The organism is Paraburkholderia sp. HD33-4, from assembly GCF_021390635.1.
Classification (GTDB): Bacteria; Pseudomonadota; Gammaproteobacteria; order Burkholderiales; family Burkholderiaceae; genus Paraburkholderia.
In genome coordinates this window covers 1,153,119-1,168,756 of record NZ_JAJEJS010000001.1, presented here as the reverse complement: position 1 = coordinate 1,168,756, position 15,638 = coordinate 1,153,119, and the positions used below count along the sequence as shown (strand labels likewise).

At 61.6% G+C, this 15,638-nt stretch carries 15 protein-coding genes and 2 tRNA genes; 1 reads left to right on the top strand and 16 read right to left on the bottom strand.

The genetic code is table 11. The features are described from left to right. Window positions 1–475: 475 nt before the first annotated feature. From L0U84_RS05230 to L0U84_RS05160, 15 genes are all read right to left on the bottom strand, one after another. Window positions 476–552, bottom strand: a tRNA-Pro gene (locus L0U84_RS05230). 75 nt (window positions 553–627) lie between these two features. Next, entirely contained in the window at window positions 628–1,044 is a 417-nt protein-coding gene (locus L0U84_RS05225) for a MerR family transcriptional regulator (protein WP_233848290.1), read from the bottom strand. A gap of 43 nt (window positions 1,045–1,087) precedes the next feature. After that, entirely contained in the window at window positions 1,088–1,498 is a 411-nt protein-coding gene (locus L0U84_RS05220) for an integration host factor subunit alpha (protein ID WP_008918798.1), read from the bottom strand. 69 nt (window positions 1,499–1,567) lie between these two features. Further along, window positions 1,568–4,003 (bottom strand): phenylalanine--tRNA ligase subunit beta, encoded by a 2,436-nt coding sequence (pheT, locus tag L0U84_RS05215; RefSeq protein ID WP_233848289.1) that lies wholly within the window; start codon window positions 4,001–4,003, stop codon window positions 1,568–1,570. Window positions 4,004–4,163: 160 nt separating this feature from the next. Beyond that, entirely contained in the window at window positions 4,164–5,177 is a 1,014-nt protein-coding gene (gene pheS / locus L0U84_RS05210; RefSeq protein WP_008918800.1) for a phenylalanine--tRNA ligase subunit alpha, read from the bottom strand. A 158-nt stretch (window positions 5,178–5,335) separates the two neighbouring features. Next, the gene (rplT, locus tag L0U84_RS05205; RefSeq protein WP_006052502.1) at window positions 5,336–5,695 is read right to left on the bottom strand and encodes a 50S ribosomal protein L20; all 360 of its coding nucleotides are present in this window, start codon (window positions 5,693–5,695) and stop codon (window positions 5,336–5,338) included. Between the two features lie 29 nt (window positions 5,696–5,724). Next, the gene (gene rpmI, locus L0U84_RS05200; protein ID WP_006052501.1) at window positions 5,725–5,922 is read right to left on the bottom strand and encodes a 50S ribosomal protein L35; all 198 of its coding nucleotides are present in this window, start codon (window positions 5,920–5,922) and stop codon (window positions 5,725–5,727) included. Window positions 5,923–6,180: 258 nt separating this feature from the next. After that, entirely contained in the window at window positions 6,181–6,705 is a 525-nt protein-coding gene (gene infC, locus L0U84_RS05195; RefSeq protein ID WP_075643713.1) for a translation initiation factor IF-3, read from the bottom strand. A 50-nt stretch (window positions 6,706–6,755) separates the two neighbouring features. After that, window positions 6,756–8,663, bottom strand: coding sequence for a threonine--tRNA ligase (thrS, locus tag L0U84_RS05190; RefSeq protein WP_233848288.1), 1,908 nt, complete (start codon window positions 8,661–8,663; stop codon window positions 6,756–6,758). 254 nt (window positions 8,664–8,917) lie between these two features. Then, window positions 8,918–8,994: transfer RNA gene (locus tag L0U84_RS05185), tRNA-Val, on the bottom strand. Between the two features lie 105 nt (window positions 8,995–9,099). Then, complete coding sequence (locus L0U84_RS05180; protein WP_233848287.1) at window positions 9,100–11,343, bottom strand: RelA/SpoT family protein; 2,244 nt, start codon at window positions 11,341–11,343, stop codon at window positions 9,100–9,102. Between the two features lie 82 nt (window positions 11,344–11,425). Beyond that, window positions 11,426–11,779, bottom strand: a complete 354-nt coding sequence (locus L0U84_RS05175) for a RidA family protein (protein ID WP_233848285.1) — start codon at window positions 11,777–11,779, stop codon at window positions 11,426–11,428. Between the two features lie 78 nt (window positions 11,780–11,857). Continuing rightward, the gene (locus L0U84_RS05170) at window positions 11,858–12,772 is read right to left on the bottom strand and encodes an alpha/beta fold hydrolase (RefSeq protein ID WP_233848283.1); all 915 of its coding nucleotides are present in this window, start codon (window positions 12,770–12,772) and stop codon (window positions 11,858–11,860) included. Window positions 12,773–12,998: 226 nt separating this feature from the next. Continuing rightward, window positions 12,999–13,640 carry a CoA transferase subunit B gene (locus L0U84_RS05165; protein WP_233848282.1) on the bottom strand — a complete coding sequence of 214 codons (642 nt, stop codon included), beginning with the start codon at window positions 13,638–13,640 and terminating at the stop codon, window positions 12,999–13,001. A 2-nt stretch (window positions 13,641–13,642) separates the two neighbouring features. Next, entirely contained in the window at window positions 13,643–14,347 is a 705-nt protein-coding gene (locus L0U84_RS05160) for a CoA transferase subunit A (protein ID WP_233848281.1), read from the bottom strand. A gap of 219 nt (window positions 14,348–14,566) precedes the next feature. On the opposite strand from L0U84_RS05160, the gene L0U84_RS05155 reads away from it, so the two are divergent. Further along, the gene (locus tag L0U84_RS05155) at window positions 14,567–15,112 is read left to right on the top strand and encodes a LuxR C-terminal-related transcriptional regulator (RefSeq protein WP_018421157.1); all 546 of its coding nucleotides are present in this window, start codon (window positions 14,567–14,569) and stop codon (window positions 15,110–15,112) included. Window positions 15,113–15,182: 70 nt separating this feature from the next. Here the strand turns inward: L0U84_RS05155 and L0U84_RS05150 are convergent, their stop codons facing one another. Continuing rightward, complete coding sequence (locus tag L0U84_RS05150) at window positions 15,183–15,614, bottom strand: acyl-CoA thioesterase (RefSeq protein ID WP_233848280.1); 432 nt, start codon at window positions 15,612–15,614, stop codon at window positions 15,183–15,185. Window positions 15,615–15,638: the final 24 nt, after the last annotated feature.

The window sequence follows — 15,638 nt, the reverse complement described above, 5'->3', positions numbered from 1 at the left end:
ATCGCTCGCCAGCGCACACGACAGTCCACCTCATTTCGCAGTCCTACTATTAAATCGTATATTTCCGCGCTTGACGACGCTCATCCCAACCCGTCCTGCCCAGATCAATCCCTTCGTGGCTGGACTAGATAGAGAGCGCTCACGTGAGCGCATGAGCGCGAGATGTCGTGCCCACGAACCGCTGGTATCGAGTCGTGGCTACCTGCTGATGTCGAAGTCCGCCAATCCTTCGCGCAACGCATGCCCCAAAACGTGAAGCGTTCACGTGAAATCAATTCGGGTATCTGCGTAGCCGTCGCTTCGGTCGAAAGTTCGGTGCCGGAACCGTCGAGCAACGACCGCAACAAGCCCCCGCGCTTGCGGCAGGCAAAGCGTTCCAGCATGAGCCATCCAACGTGTGGCGGCAAACGTGGCGGCAAAATCCCCAAAAACGAAAAAGGCCTTATGGACATAGATCCATAAGGCCTTGATTTCTTGGTCGGGGCGAGAGGATTTGAACCTCCGACCACCTGCACCCCATGCAGGTACGCTACCAGGCTGCGCTACGCCCCGAACAGAAGGAAAATTATAACAGACACTTCAGTCGATTAGAACTGCCCGCACGAACAAACCGAACCAGCCCATGAACTAGCGGTCCAGCAGATCGATCACGATCTGCAGATCCTTACGCAACTTTTCGACATCGACGGCAACCATTTCCGCCGATGTGGGCACTTGCCCCACTGCTGCGCTGGCGTCCTCTCCTTCCTCGATCATCGCATCCGGCCCACCGCCGCCATGCGAATCGAGCCGGTTGCGCGCCCCGTTGATCGTAAAACCCTGCTCGTACAGCAACTCTCGAATCCGCCGGATCAGCAGTACCTCGTGATGCTGATAATACCGACGATTGCCGCGCCGCTTGACCGGCCTCAACTGGGTGAACTCCTGCTCCCAGTAACGCAGCACGTGAGGCTTCACCCCGCAAAGTTCGCTGACCTCACCAATCGTGAAGTAGCGCTTCGCCGGGATCGGAGGCAAGACGACTTTTTCGATCGTCGCTGTCATCGTCAGTTAGCCGTGATGGGTTGCCCGAAAGCGCGCCAGTCGCTCAGCGCGCGAAGCTCGCTTCGGCGCCGTTTTCGACGAGCGCCTTCAGCTTTTGACTTGCATGAAACGTCACCACGCGACGCGCCGCAATTGGAATCGCCTCGCCCGTCTTCGGATTTCTGCCGGGACGCTGCGGCTTGTCGCGCAACTGGAAGTTGCCGAAGCCCGACAGCTTCACGCTGTCGCCGCTCTCGAGCGCATCGCGGATCACCTCGAAGAACGCCTCGACCATGTCCTTCGCTTCCCGCTTGTTGAGCCCGACATTGTCGAACAGCAACTCGGCAAGTTCCGCCTTGGTAAGCGTCGGCGTTTCATTGGAAACGACGGCGGGTGATGTCGGAATATCTCGAATCATGGCGCTGCGTTGCGCCGTAAGAAGGGCTTCGAAATCACTCGAGTTCATTTCATTCATATCTATCAAATGGCGCGCCAAGCGTAAAACAATGGATGCGGAAACAGCCGTGCAATTGTTAAATGCGGGTTATCCGCGCAACCGTGCGCCATAGACTCGAGCCAGACGTTCCACCAGAGTTTGAATAGCCAGATCGACCGTTTCATCCTGAAGGGTTCCGCCAGTATCTTGCAAGGTCACCCGGAACGCAAGGCTTTTCTCGTGCGCGGCCAGACCGCCGGAAGTGTTTGATTTTGGACGAAATTCGTCGAAAAGCGCAACCTTCTGGACAGCCTTGCAGGCCGGCTCGGACTGGGCCTTCTGAAGCTCGTCGAGCAGCGCCTGAACCTCGATTTTCTGATCGACGACCACCGCGATATCACGTCGTACCGGCTGAAATTTTGAAACTTCCGACGGAATCGGCAATACCCGTTGCATTAATGCTTCCGCTTCGATTTCAAACAGAATCGGCGCATGCGGCAAATCATATTTTTGCATCCAGCGCGGATGCAATTCGCCAATCCAGCCCACTGCGCGACCATTCAATTCGATACGCGCGCTGCGTCCCGGATGCAGAGCCGGATGCTCGGCCTTCACGTACCGCGCGACCGCCGGTGCGATCAGCGCATCGAGGTCGCTCTTCACGTCGAAGAAATCGATCGCACGTGTCGGCGCGCCCCATTGCTCGTCGAGCGCGGGACCATAAGCGAGCGCACCGAACATCTTCGGCTGCGCGAACCCTTCGACGGTCAACTCGCCAGCCTTGATCGACGGATCGTGCAGGAACACGCGGCCCGCTTCGAATACGCGCACGCGGTCCGCCGCGCGCCGGTTCAGGTTCGTGCGCAACACATGAATCAGGCTGCCGAACAGCGTTGTACGCATCACCGACAGCTGGCTCGCGATCGGGTTGATCAGACGCACCGGGTTGCTGTTGCCCGCGAAGTCCTGCTCCCATTCGGCGTCGACGAAGCTGAAGTTCACCGTTTCCGCGTAGTCGCGCGCGGCGAGCGCATGACGGATAGCGTGGATGGAGCGTTGCGTCTCGTTGGTCGCGCGCATTTCGCTGGTCGCGACCGGCGGGCGCGCCGGAATCTTTTCGAAGCCGTAGATACGCGCGACTTCTTCGATCAGGTCCTCTTCGATCTCGATATCGAAGCGGTACGACGGCGGCATCACCGAGAACGTATCGCCGTCACGTTCGAACGACAGGCCGAGGCGCGTGAAGATCTGCGCGATTTCATCGGTGCCGATCGCGACGCCGATGATGCGGTTCGCGCGCGAGACGCGCATCTTCACCGGCGAGCGCTTCGGCACGTTGACGATCTGATCGTCGACCGGACCCGCTTCACCGCCGCAGATGTCGAGGATCAGCTGGGTGATGCGCTCGATATGGTCGACGGTCGTCGCGTAGTCGACGCCACGCTCGAAGCGATGGCCCGCATCCGTCGAGAAGTTGTACTTGCGCGAGCGGCCACGAATGCTGTCGGGCCACCAGAACGCGGCTTCGAGATAGATGTGGGTGGTGTCGAGCGTGACCGCGGTGCTATCGCCGCCCATGATGCCCGCGAGGCTTTCGATATGCTGCTCGTCGGCGATCACGCCAACCGTCTCGTCGAGCTCGACCGTGTTGCCGTTCAGCAGCTTCAGCGTTTCGCCTTTGCGGCCCCAGCGCACGTCCATGCCGCCGTGGATCTTGTCGAGATCGAACACGTGCGACGGACGCCCCAGCTCGAGCATCACATAGTTCGAGATGTCGACGAGCGCGGAGATGCTGCGCTGGCCGGAGCGCTCAAGACGCTCGACCATCCATTGCGGCGACTTCGCGCACGCATTGACGCCGCGGATCACGCGGCCCGAGAAACGGCCGCACAGATCAGGCGCCGAGATTTTCACGGGCAATGTTTCGTTGAGCGTGACCAGAGCCGGCTTGATTTCGAGCGGACGCAGCGGCGCGCCGGTAATTGCCGACGTTTCGCGCGCGACACCGAATACCGACAGACAGTCGGCCTTGTTCGGCGTCAGCTTGATTTCAAAAACGGTGTCGTCGAGGTTGAGAGTCTCGCGGATGTCCTGGCCAATCGGCGTATCTTCCGGCAGGATCATCAGACCGCTGTGATCTTCAGAAAGCTTCAGCTCGCGCGCCGAGCACAGCATGCCCTGGCTTTCCACGCCGCGTAGCTTCGACAGCTTGATCGCGAACGGTGTGCCACCGTCTTCGGCCGGCGGCAGCTGCGCGCCGACGAGCGCGACCGGCACCTTGATGCCCGGCGCAACATTCGGCGCGCCGCACACGATGTTCAGCGTCGTGCCAGTGCCGGCGTTGACCTGACACACGTTGAGCTTGTCCGCATCCGGGTGCTTGACGACTTCCAGCACCTGGCCGACGACGATCTTCGAAGTCGGCGGCGCGGCCGGCCGCAGGTCTTCGACTTCGAGCCCCGCCATCGTCAACGCGTGCGACAGCTCGTCGGTGGACAGTTGCGGATCGACAAAAGTTCTGAGCCAGGATTCCGGAAATTGCATGGTTCTGTGTACGTTCTGATCAGGTTGGGTCCACGTCCGGCGGATGCTTCGTATAGCCCGGTGGTCTTGCGCCGGTGCAGCGAGCTCTGCCGGGGACGCTCGCGGCGCGCACCAGGTGCGCCACCGCGTTCTATGCTTTGTCGCGCTCGCGCGCGCCGGTTCACGCGAATTGACGCAGGAAACGCAGGTCGTTTTCGAAGAACAGGCGCAAGTCCTGCACGCCGTAACGTAGCATCGTGAGACGCTCGAGGCCGCTGCCAAACGCGAAACCAATGTAGCGCTCCGGGTCGAGACCCATGTTGCGGATCACGGTGGGGTGAACCTGGCCGGAGCCCGAAATTTCGAGCCACTTGCCCGCGTTCTTGCCCGTTTCGAACTGCATGTCGATCTCGGCCGACGGTTCGGTGAACGGGAAATACGACGGACGGAAGCGCACGAGAATGTCGTCGCGCTCGAAGAATTTTTTCAGGAAGTCGGTATAGACGCCCTTCAGGTCCGCGAAGCTGATGTTTTCGTCGATCCACAGGCCTTCAACCTGGTTGAACATCGGCGAATGCGTCGCGTCGCTGTCCACACGATAGGTGCGGCCCGGAACGATCACCTTGATCGGCGGCGTGTTGGTACGCGCGTAGCGCACCTGCATCGGGCTCGTATGGGTGCGCAGCAGCAGCGGGCGGCCGTCGGCATCCTTGCCGTCGACGTAGAAGGTGTCCTGCATCGAACGCGCCGGATGGTTCTCCGGACTGTTCAGCGAGGTGAAGTTGTACCAGTCGGTTTCGATCTCGGGACCGTCAGCCACGTCGAATCCGATCGTACGGAAAATCTGTTCGACCCGCTCCCAGGTGCGCATCACCGGGTGCAGGCTGCCTGCATTGGCGCCGCGGCCCGGCAACGTGACATCGATCGCTTCAGCTGCGAGACGCTGGTTCAGCAGGGCGTCGGCGAGCGCCTGACGACGTGCCGTCAGCGCGGCTTCGACCTGTTGCTTGACAAGGTTGATCCGTGCGCCTTCGGTCTTGCGCGTTTCGGGATCGAGTTTGCCAAGGCCCTTCAACAGCTCGGTCAGCGCACCCGCCTTACCGAGAAAGCGTGCTTTCTCGTTCTCGAGGGTGGTGACGTCGGGGGCTTCTGCGAAGGCTTTTTGCGCGTCGGCGACAATCTGGTCCAGATCCATTGATCCCATCATTTCAACGTCAGTGTTCTATCGAAACAAAACTGGTTCTACCAACAAAAACGGGGCTCGGTGAGGAGCCCCGTTTTTGTTGCAGCGTCACCGAGACTACCGGATGTTCGCTGCAACGAACCACGCAGTTTTAATTGCCAGAAGCGCAATCAGGCTGCAACGGCGGCTTTCACCTGCTGAACGATCGCAGCAAAAGCAGCCTTGTCGAACACAGCCATGTCGGCCAGCACCTTACGGTCCAGTTCGATCGACGCCTTCTTCAGGCCATTGATGAACACGCTGTACGTCATGTCGTGCTGACGCACCGCCGCGTTGATACGCGTGATCCACAAGGCGCGGAACACACGCTTCTTGTTGCGGCGATCGCGGTAGGCGTACTGGCCTGCACGCATGACCGCCTGCTTGGCGATGCGATAGACGTTATTGCGACGGCCGCGGTAACCCTTGGCCAGCTTGATGATCTTCTTGTGACGGGCCCGTGCGGTAACCCCACGTTTTACTCGAGGCATGTTTCGCTCCTATGAGTGTCGGTTAAGGGTTAAGCGAACGGCAGCATTGCGCGAACGGAGTTCAGATCGGAATCATGAACTGCCGTGGAGCCGCGCAGATGGCGTTTGTTCTTGGTGGTCTTCTTGGTAAGAATGTGACGCTTGAAGGCCTGACCGCGCTTGACGGTACCGCCCGGACGCACCACGAAGCGCTTTGCAGCGCTCTTCTTGGTCTTCATCTTCGGCATGACAACTCCATTATTAGATGGACATGGGTGTGCGGTCGGCCAGATGGCCATTTCCCGCCCTTCGAAACCCATTCCACTTGGTATGCAGACCGCCGATACCGCCAGCGGCCGCTTTTCGGGAACCACTACGCACTTGCATGCGCGCCGTTCCGAAACCTTCCGACGCCACGCCGGACACCCAGCACAGCATCAAACAAACTTGCGCCACCGGAGCGCGCGCCACATGGCGCGCCGCCGCTCCGGCCAACTGCTTCGCGCTTACTTCTTTTTCTTCGGAGCGAGCACCATGATCATCTGGCGCCCTTCCATTTTCGGCATCTGCTCGACCTGACCGACTTCGTCGAGGTCGGTGCGCAGGCGTTCGAGCATGCGCATGCCGATTTCCTGGTGAGCCATTTCGCGGCCACGGAAACGCAACGTGATTTTCGTCTTGTCGCCGTCTTCGAGGAAGCGGACGAGGTTGCGCAGCTTGACGTTGTAATCACCGTCGTCGGTACCTGGGCGGAATTTGACTTCCTTGACCTGGATGACCTTCTGCTTGAGCTTGGCCTCGTGTTGCTTCTTCGCTTCCTGGTACTTGAACTTGCCGTAGTCCATCAACCGGCAAACCGGCGGAACCGCTTGCGGAGCGATTTCGACCAGATCCACGTCCTGCTGTTCCGACATGCGGAACGCATCAGCGAGTTTCACGATGCCGAGCGGTTCGTTCTCGACGCCGACCAGTCGCACCTCGGGTGCTGTAATTTCACCGTTGATGCGGTGCGCAGACTTATCAGTAGCGATGTTACGTTTCCTCTAAAAATTAAAAAAAACGAGCCGGAGTACCGAGTGGTTTAGTTGAACGACTGCACGTCTTGGCGCAGACGCTCAATGAAGGCGTCAACAGGCATTACACCCATATCGACACCACCACGGGCACGCACGGCTACCGTTTGCGCTTCACGCTCCTTGTCGCCGACCACCAGCAGGTACGGGACCTTCTCCAGCGTGTGCTCGCGTATTTTATAGCTAATCTTCTCGTTGCGCAAATCGGCCTCGACTCTAACCCCTTGTTTTTGCAACGATTGGGCTAGCGACTGCGCATATTCGGCCTGACTTTCCGCGATATTCATCACGACGACCTGCATCGGCGCGAGCCAAGCGGGCATTGCACCAGCATGGTGCTCGATCAGAATCCCAAGGAAACGCTCCATTGATCCGACGATCGCCCGGTGCAGCATGATCGGGCGACGGCGACTATTGTCCTCAGCGACGTATTCGGCGCCCAGACGCTCGGGCAACACCATGTCGAGCTGCAGCGTACCGCACTGCCACGAGCGGCCGAGCGCGTCCTTGATGTGATATTCGACCTTCGGGCCATAGAACGCGCCCTCACCGGGGAGTTCTTCCCAGGTGACGCCGCAGGCCGTCAGCGCCTCGCGCAGACCCTGCTCCGCGCGATCCCAAGTTTCGTCGGTGCCAGCGCGCGCATCCGGGCGCAGCGACAGCTTGATCTCGACATTGTCGAAGCCGAAGTCGCGGTAGACGCTCATCGCCAAGGTGTTGAACGCGATCGATTCGCTGATGAACTGGCCTTCGGTACAGAAAATATGCGCGTCGTCCTGCACGAAACCGCGCACGCGCATCAGTCCGTGCAGCGCACCCGACGATTCGTTGCGATGGCACGAACCGAACTCCGCATAACGCAGCGGCAGATCGCGATAGGAGCGCAGACCATGATTGAACACCTGCACGTGACCGGGGCAGTTCATCGGCTTGATCGCGTAGTCACGCTTTTCCGACTCCGTCGTGAACATATTTTCACGATAGTTTTGCCAGTGGCCCGACGCTTCCCACAGCGAACGGTCCATGATCAACGGCGTCTTGATTTCGAGGTAGCCCGCGTCGTTCACGCGACGGCGCATGTATTGCTCGACCTGCTGCCACAACGTCCACCCGCGCGGATGCCAGAACACCATACCCGGCGACTCGTCCTGCATGTGGAACAGGTCGAGTTGCTTGCCGAGCTTGCGATGGTCGCGCTTTTCGGCCTCTTCGAGCATGTGCAGATACGCCTCCTGGTCTTCCTTCTTCGTCCAGGCCGTGCCGTAAATGCGCTGCAACTGCTCGTTCTTCGAGTCGCCACGCCAGTACGCGCCCGCGACCTTCATCAGCTTGAAGACCTTCAGCTTGCCGGTGGACGGCACGTGCGGGCCACGGCACAGGTCCGTGAAGCCGCCGTGCGAATACAGCTTGATTTCGTCGCTGGCCGGGATTGATTCGATGATCTCGGCCTTGTACTTTTCGCCGATGCTCTTGAAGTACTCGACCGCTTCGTCGCGCGACACCACGCGACGCGACACCGGCTCATCCTTCTTCGAGAGCTCCTGCATGCGCTTTTCGATCTTTTCGAGGTCTTCCGGCGTGAAAGGACGGTTGTACGAGAAGTCGTAATAGAAGCCGTTGTCGATCACCGGACCGATCGTGACCTGCGCTTCGGGGTACAGATCCTTCACCGCGTACGCGAGCAGGTGCGCCGTCGAGTGGCGGATGATATCGAGACCGTCTGCGTCCTTCTCCGTGACGATGGCGAGCGCCACGTCATGATTAATCAGAGTGGACGTATCGACCAACTCCCCGTCGATCTTGCCGCCGAGCGCGGCTTTCGCGAGGCCGGGGCCGATCGAGGCGGCCACTTCGGCGACGGTCACCGGATGCTCGTACTGTCGAACAGAACCGTCAGGCAAACGTATCGAAACCATTGCGTTCTCCGTGGTGCCGACCGGCGGCGGCACATACAACCAAGGTCAAAAAGACAAAAAAAATGCGGCCCCGCTTTCGAGGGGCCGCATTCACATTTTATGCAAACTTCACTCGCGAAAGTGGTCCTCGACTAGCGTCGCTCCGAAGTGATTTCGGTCAACGTTCGCGGTGTCATAACCGTATTCGCCTTTTTGCGCTCAAAGCGCTTACTGCAATCTACAAAACCCTGGCAGGACCAGAGTTTCATTTTCGTTGGTAGGCTCGATTGGACTCGAACCAACGACCCCCACCATGTCAAGGTGGTGCTCTAACCAGCTGAGCTACGAGCCTGAAGAAACGAGAGTATATGGGGTACAGCGAAGCTTGGCAAGTACTTTTATGCAGCGGCTTTAATTCGTCGCGTCGCCAGCAGGCCTTTTTGCAACCGCTCGCGCCTCAATTCTTGCGGGTTGCCCGCACCACACCCGTAATCTCCCCCAGCAGCGTGCATGCGCGCAGAATCTGCGCCGAACTCGACACCTCGACTGTAAATTGCATAAACGCGGCATTGCGGCGCGATTGCGTCTTCACGCCGATCACGTTCATCTTTTCCCGCGCGAACACTTCGGAGATATCGCGCAGCAAACCCTGTCGGTCCGTCGCTTCGATGCTGAGGTCGACTGGATAGACGGACTGGCCGCGGCCACTCATCACGTCCGCCGACCACGCGGTCTGCAGCACGCGCTCCGGCGCGCGCTCTGCCATGCGACGGAATGTAGCGCAATCGCTGCGATGCACCGACATGCCCTTGCCTCTCGTAATGAAGCCGCAGATCTCGTCAGGCGGCGCGGGCCGGCAGCAGCGCGCGAGCTGGGTGAGCAATGCATCGACGCCGACCACCAGCACGCCCGTGGACGCGCCGCGCGCGACGCTCGCGCCGCTGCTGCGCTTCTCGAATTTCTCCGGCGCATCGACCTCGGGTTCGGGTGGCGGTGCATCCTGCAGCGCCTGCTCGACGAGCCGCAGGCTGAACTCCTCCTTGCCGACCACGGAGAACAGGTCGTCGGTGGTCTTGAAACCGAGCCGCGCGGCCAGCTGATCGAGATTGACCGAGGTCTTGCCTTCGCGCTGCAGGGTTTTTTCAACCATGGCGCGACCGTTCGCGATGTGTTCCTGCAACTCGACCGCGTTGAACCACGCGCGCACCTTCTGCCGCGCGCGCGGGCTTTGCAGATAGCCGAGCTGCGGATTGAGCCAGTCGCGCGACGGACCGCCCTCCTTCACCGCCACGATCTCGACCGTCTGGCCGTTCTGCAGCGGCGTGTTGAGCGGCACCATCGCGCCGTCGACACGCGCGCCGCGGCAGCGATGCCCAAGCTCGCTGTGCAGGTGATACGCGAAGTCGATCGGCGTCGCGCCGTGCGGCAATGGAATCACGCGCGCCTGCGGTGTCAGCACGTAGATGTGATCGTCGTCGAGCGTGGCCTGGCGCAATTGCTCCCACGGCTGCGGCGCGCCCGCTTCGCCATGCTCGCTTTCGGACACCTCGTCCTTCCATGCGAGCAGTTGCCGCAGCCAGGCGATCTTCTCGTCGTATTTCTCGCTCGCGGTGAACGTGCCGCCATATCCGCGCGCGCCCGCTTCCTTGTAGCGCCAGTGCGCGGCCACGCCATACTCGGCGAAGCGATGCATTTCCTGCGTGCGGATCTGCACCTCGAACGCGCGGCCGTCGTCGCCGATCACGACCGTGTGCAGCGACTTGTAGCCGTTTGGCTTCGGCCTGGAGATGTAATCGTCGAACTCTTTCGGCACCGGCTGCCACAGGTTGTGCACGATGCCGAGCACGGTGTAACAGTCCTTGATGTCCGGCACGATCACGCGAAACGCGCGCACGTCGTACAGCTCGGCGAAGTCCAGCTCCTTGCCGCGCATCTTGCGCCAGATGCTGTAGATATGCTTTGGCCGACCGCTCACTTCAGCGCGGATATGTGCGGCGGCCAGCTCCTGCTGCAGGCGTTCGATCGCCTGCGCGACATAACTCTCACGTTCGACGCGCTTCTCGTCGAGCAGCTTCGCAATACGCTTGTAGGTGACCGGCTCCTGGAAGCGGAACGCGAGGTCCTCGAGCTCCCACTTCAATTGCCAGATACCGAGGCGGTTTGCGAGCGGCGCGTAGATATCGAGCGTTTCTCGCGCGACGTCGGGCGACGGCGTGATCTTCGCCGCCGCGTAATAGCGCAGCGTCTGGAGCCGGGACGCGAGGCGGATCAACACGACGCGAATGTCCTGCGCGAACGCGAGCAACATTTTGCGCAGCGCCTCGACCTGCGCGCGGCGCGCCGCCTGCGCGTCGCGCCCGGCTTCGGGCATCGCGTTTTGCGCCGCGCGCAGACTGACGGTGCCGAGGCGCAACAGCTTGCGTACGTCGCCGACCAGTTGCGCGACTTCTTCACCGAAGTTGTCGGCGATCACCCGCTCCGGATCGCGCAGATGCGGTGTCAGCGCAAATAGCGCCGCAGCCAGCACCGCCGGCGGATCGACGTTGAGCTTGCGGATGATCGACGCGGTGCCCGCCGCGTGATCCGCGAGCGATTCGCCCGACGACAGCCGCACCTCGCCGGCATGTTCGCGCACGAACGCCATCGCTTCGTCGAAGGAACGATGGGGATGAGGCGCGTTCGTAACGGTTTCGGTGTTCATGGTGCGACGGCCCGCCGGGCCAGACGATTCAACGGAAAATCAACAACGGTGCTGCCTGAGCGTGCTGCCTGAACGCCGCGACTCAGCTGCGCTGCGCCGCGATCACGACGATTTCGACGAGGCACTTCGGATTTGCGAGCTTGGCCTCGACTGTCGCGCGCGGCGGCGTGTCGCCCTGTGCGACCCACTCGTCCCACACGGCGTTCATGCCGGCGAAATGCACCATGTCCGAAATATAGATCTGCACCGACAGCAACTGCGACTTGTCGCTGTTCGCTTCCGCGAGCAGACGGTCGATATGGCCGAGCACTTCGCGCGTCTGGCCGGTGATGTCCTGATCGTCGTCTTCGGCGATCTGACCCGCGAGGTACACGGTGCCGTTGTGCACGGCCATTTCCGAGAGACGCTTGCCGACGTGATAACGAATGACTGCCATGGAAAGTCCTGAGCTGAGAGTTAATCGAACGACATGCCGCACGACACTACAGATGAAAACGTCGTGCGGAACTCGATATTATGACGCGTTCGAGGCCGAGCCGATGAAGAACTCCGTCGCGAGCGCGATCTGGTCCGCCGCCAGAAACGCCGGCGCATGCCCGACGCCCGCGATCTCCACGCTCGATGTGGCACGCCCGGTCGCCACCATCTTCGCGACCGTTTCACGCGACAGCAAATCCGACTGCTCGCCGCGCACCACGAGCACCGGCCCCTGAAACGACGCGAGCGAATGCCACAGCGCCGCCTCGCCGAGCTTCGCCGCTTCCTCGGTGACCGCGGCGAACGGCTGCGCGATGCGCGGGTCATAGCGCAGCACCCACGCGCCATCTTCCTCGCGCAGCAACGGCGTATTGATTTCGCGCCATTCGTCCGGTGTCAGCGGGCCGAAGCTCTGCGCGAGCTGGGCCGCGTAATCGACCCCCTGCTGCAACGTATCGAAGCGTGCGGGCTTGCCGAGGTAATCGCCGATGCGCTTGACCGCGACCGGCTCAAGGTGCGGCCCGACGTCGTTCAGCAGCAGCTTGCGGATCGGCGTGTCCGGCAGACCGGCGAGCCCCATGCCGATCAGGCCGCCCATCGAGGTGCCGAACCAGTCGACGGTGTCGACGTCGAGCCGCGCGATCAGCGTGACCATGTCGGCGACGTACTGGGGCACCGCGTACAAATTGGGGTTCGCGAGCCACGACGACAAGCCCCGCCCCACCACGTCCGGGCACACCACGCGATAGGTGTCGGCGAAGTCGGCGGCGAGACGGTCGAAATCGCGCCCCGAGCGCGTGAGTCCATGCACGCACAGCAACACGCGCGGATTGTCCGGGTCGCCCCACTCGGTATAGGCGACGCGATGCAGGCCGGCGGCGCTCGCGCACTGCACGAAACGTTGACGCGGCGCGGGGCGCCCGGTGGTGGAAGCGGAAGTCGTTGCGGTCATCTGGTGTCCTTGCAAAGACGTTGCGGATTGGCCTGCGAACGATTGTAAACCGCTTCGTCGCGCGGCAAGCATCGGCCAGAAGGCTTAGGAAGGTCGATCCAACCGTCCGGCGCATCGAGCGCCGCGCACAAAACAGAACGGGCGAGACTCACGTCTCGCCCGCCCGGAAAACACCGCCGCCGCCGCGCGGTCGCAACCGACCCGCGCAGCCGCGCGTCGAACCGCGTCAGATCACCGCGCTCACATCGAGTGGCGCGCCGGTTTTCGCCTTGATTTCGTCGACACTCACGCCCGGCGCGAGTTCGGTCACTTTCAAGCCGTTTTCGGTCACTTCGATCACGCCGAGATCGGTGATGATCTCGTCGACCACACCCACGCCCGTCAGCGGCAGCGTGCATTCTTCGAGAATCTTGTGCTGATCGCCCTTCGCGACGTGCTCCATCAGCACGATCACGCGCTTGACGCCCGCCACCAGGTCCATCGCGCCGCCCATGCCCTTGATCATCTTGCCCGGGATCATCCAATTCGCGAGATCGCCCTTCTTGCTGATCTGCATCGCGCCGAGAATCGCCAGATTGATGTGGCCGCCGCGAATCATCGCGAACGAATCCGCCGACGAGAATATCGACGAACCCGGCAGCGTCGTCACCGTCTGCTTGCCGGCGTTGATCAGGTCGGCGTCGACTTCGTCTTCCAGCGGCGACGGGCCGATGCCGAGCAGGCCGTTCTCCGACTGCAGCCACACTTCGACGCCCGCCGGCACGTGGTTCGCGACCAGCGTAGGCAGGCCGATGCCGAGGTTCACGTAAAAGCCGTCCTGCAGTTCCTTCGCCGCGCGCGCGGCCATTTCGTCACGAGTCCATGCCATGATCAGTCTCCTTTCGCGCGGACGACGCGTTGTTCGATGCGTTTTTCCGGATGCGCATTCAGCACGATGCGCTGCACGAAGATGCCAGGCGTGTGGATCGCGTCCGGATCGAGCTCGCCCACTTCGACGATCTCCTCGACTTCCGCGACGGTGATGCGGCCAGCCATCGCGCACATCGGATTGAAGTTGCGCGCGGTGCGGCGATAGATCAGGTTGCCGGACTTGTCGGCCTTCCATGCCTTGACGAGCGCGACGTCGGCGGTCAGCGAATGTTCGAGCACGTAGTGCTTATCGCCGAACTGGCGGGTTTCCTTGCCCTCAGCGATCTGCGTGCCGTAGCCCGTGTTCGTGAAAAACGCCGGGATGCCCGAGCCGCCCGCGCGCAGCTTCTCGGCGAGCGTGCCTTGCGGCGTGAATTCGAGCTCGAGTTCGCCGGCCAGGTACTGGCGCTCGAACTCCTTGTTCTCACCGACGTACGAAGAGATCATCTTCTTGATCTGGCGCGTCTCGAGCAGCAGGCCGAGGCCGAAACCGTCGACGCCCGCGTTGTTGCTGATGCAGGTGATGCCCTGCACCTTCGTATCGCGCAGCGCCGCGATCAGCGCCTCGGGAATGCCGCACAGGCCGAAGCCCCCGACGGCGAACGTCTGCCCGTCCTTGACGATGTCCTTCAGCGCCTCGGCGGCGCCTGGATAGACCTTGTTCATCTGTTTGTCCCTTCCTTTATGGAAACCCGAAACCTGTACGCAGGCCGCCGGATCGTTGCGGCTGATATCGCGGCTGGCGAACTTCACGTCGCCTCCCGATACCGCTACGTCATTCTAGTCATCCGCGGCATATGCCGCGTTGTCATCTGCCCGAAAGAGTACGCTGGGCCAGCCATGCGGCACAATACGCAAAAATACATAAGTACTTGCCGCCCGCCCATGCCCGCCCTGGATTACCGCACTGCGTTTCACCTCGCGCCGATCGGACTCGTGCTGTCCCGCGAGCGGACCATCGAAGACTGCAACGACGAGCTCGCGTCGATTTTCGGCTATGCGCGCGACGCGCTGATCGGTCAGTCCTTTCAGGTGTTGTATCCGTCGGCGGATGAATTCGAGCGGATCGGCGCGCGCATCCCGCCGATCATGACCGCGCAAGGCAGCTACGCGGACGACCGCATCATGAAGCGCGCGAACGGCGAGCTGTTCTGGTGTCACGTGACGGGCCGCGCGCAGCAGCGCACCGACCCGCACGCGGCGGGTGTCTGGACCTTCGAGGATCTGAGCGCGACCCGGCGGGTCGCGGTGGAACTGACGCCGCGCGAGCGCGAAATCGCCGCGCAACTGGTGACGGGCAAGACCAGCAAGCAGATCGGCCGCGTGCTCGACATCAGCCCGCGCACGGTCGACGTCTACCGTGCGCGGCTCATGCGCAAGTACGATACGGGCAATGCGACCGAGCTGTTGCAGCGGCTGCTCGGCGATTGACAGAGGAAATTTGAAGCGCGCGACGGTGTGGTCGAGCCGCGCGCTCAGGCGGCGTTGTCAGACGGCGTTGTCAGGCCGCCTTGACGAGCGCCGCGCTCTCGATGGCCGCGCGCAGTACGTCGGGCACCGGCACCGACTTGCCCGCCGCGTAGTCGATCCACACGCAGCGCGCGGCGCCCCGCGCGTAGAGCGCATCCGGCTCATCGGCGCGCAGGAGCTCGAAAGCCGTATCGAAGCTGCTGCGCCCCGGCGTGGCCACCGACATCCGGCCGATCACGTCACCCGGATAGTGGAGTTGCTTCAGAAACTCCATCGACGCATTGACGATCACCGGCCCCTGCCCGTCCTCGCGCTGGCCGAGAAAGTCCATGTGCTCGAACCAGGAAATCCGCACCTGCTCCATGTAGCGGAAATAAACCGTGTTGTTGACGTGACCGAAGGCGTCCATGTCGCCCCAGCGGATCGGCATCGTCATTTCGAAAACTGCATGAAAATCGCTCATTCTGTACTTCCGTTCTTCCTTTTT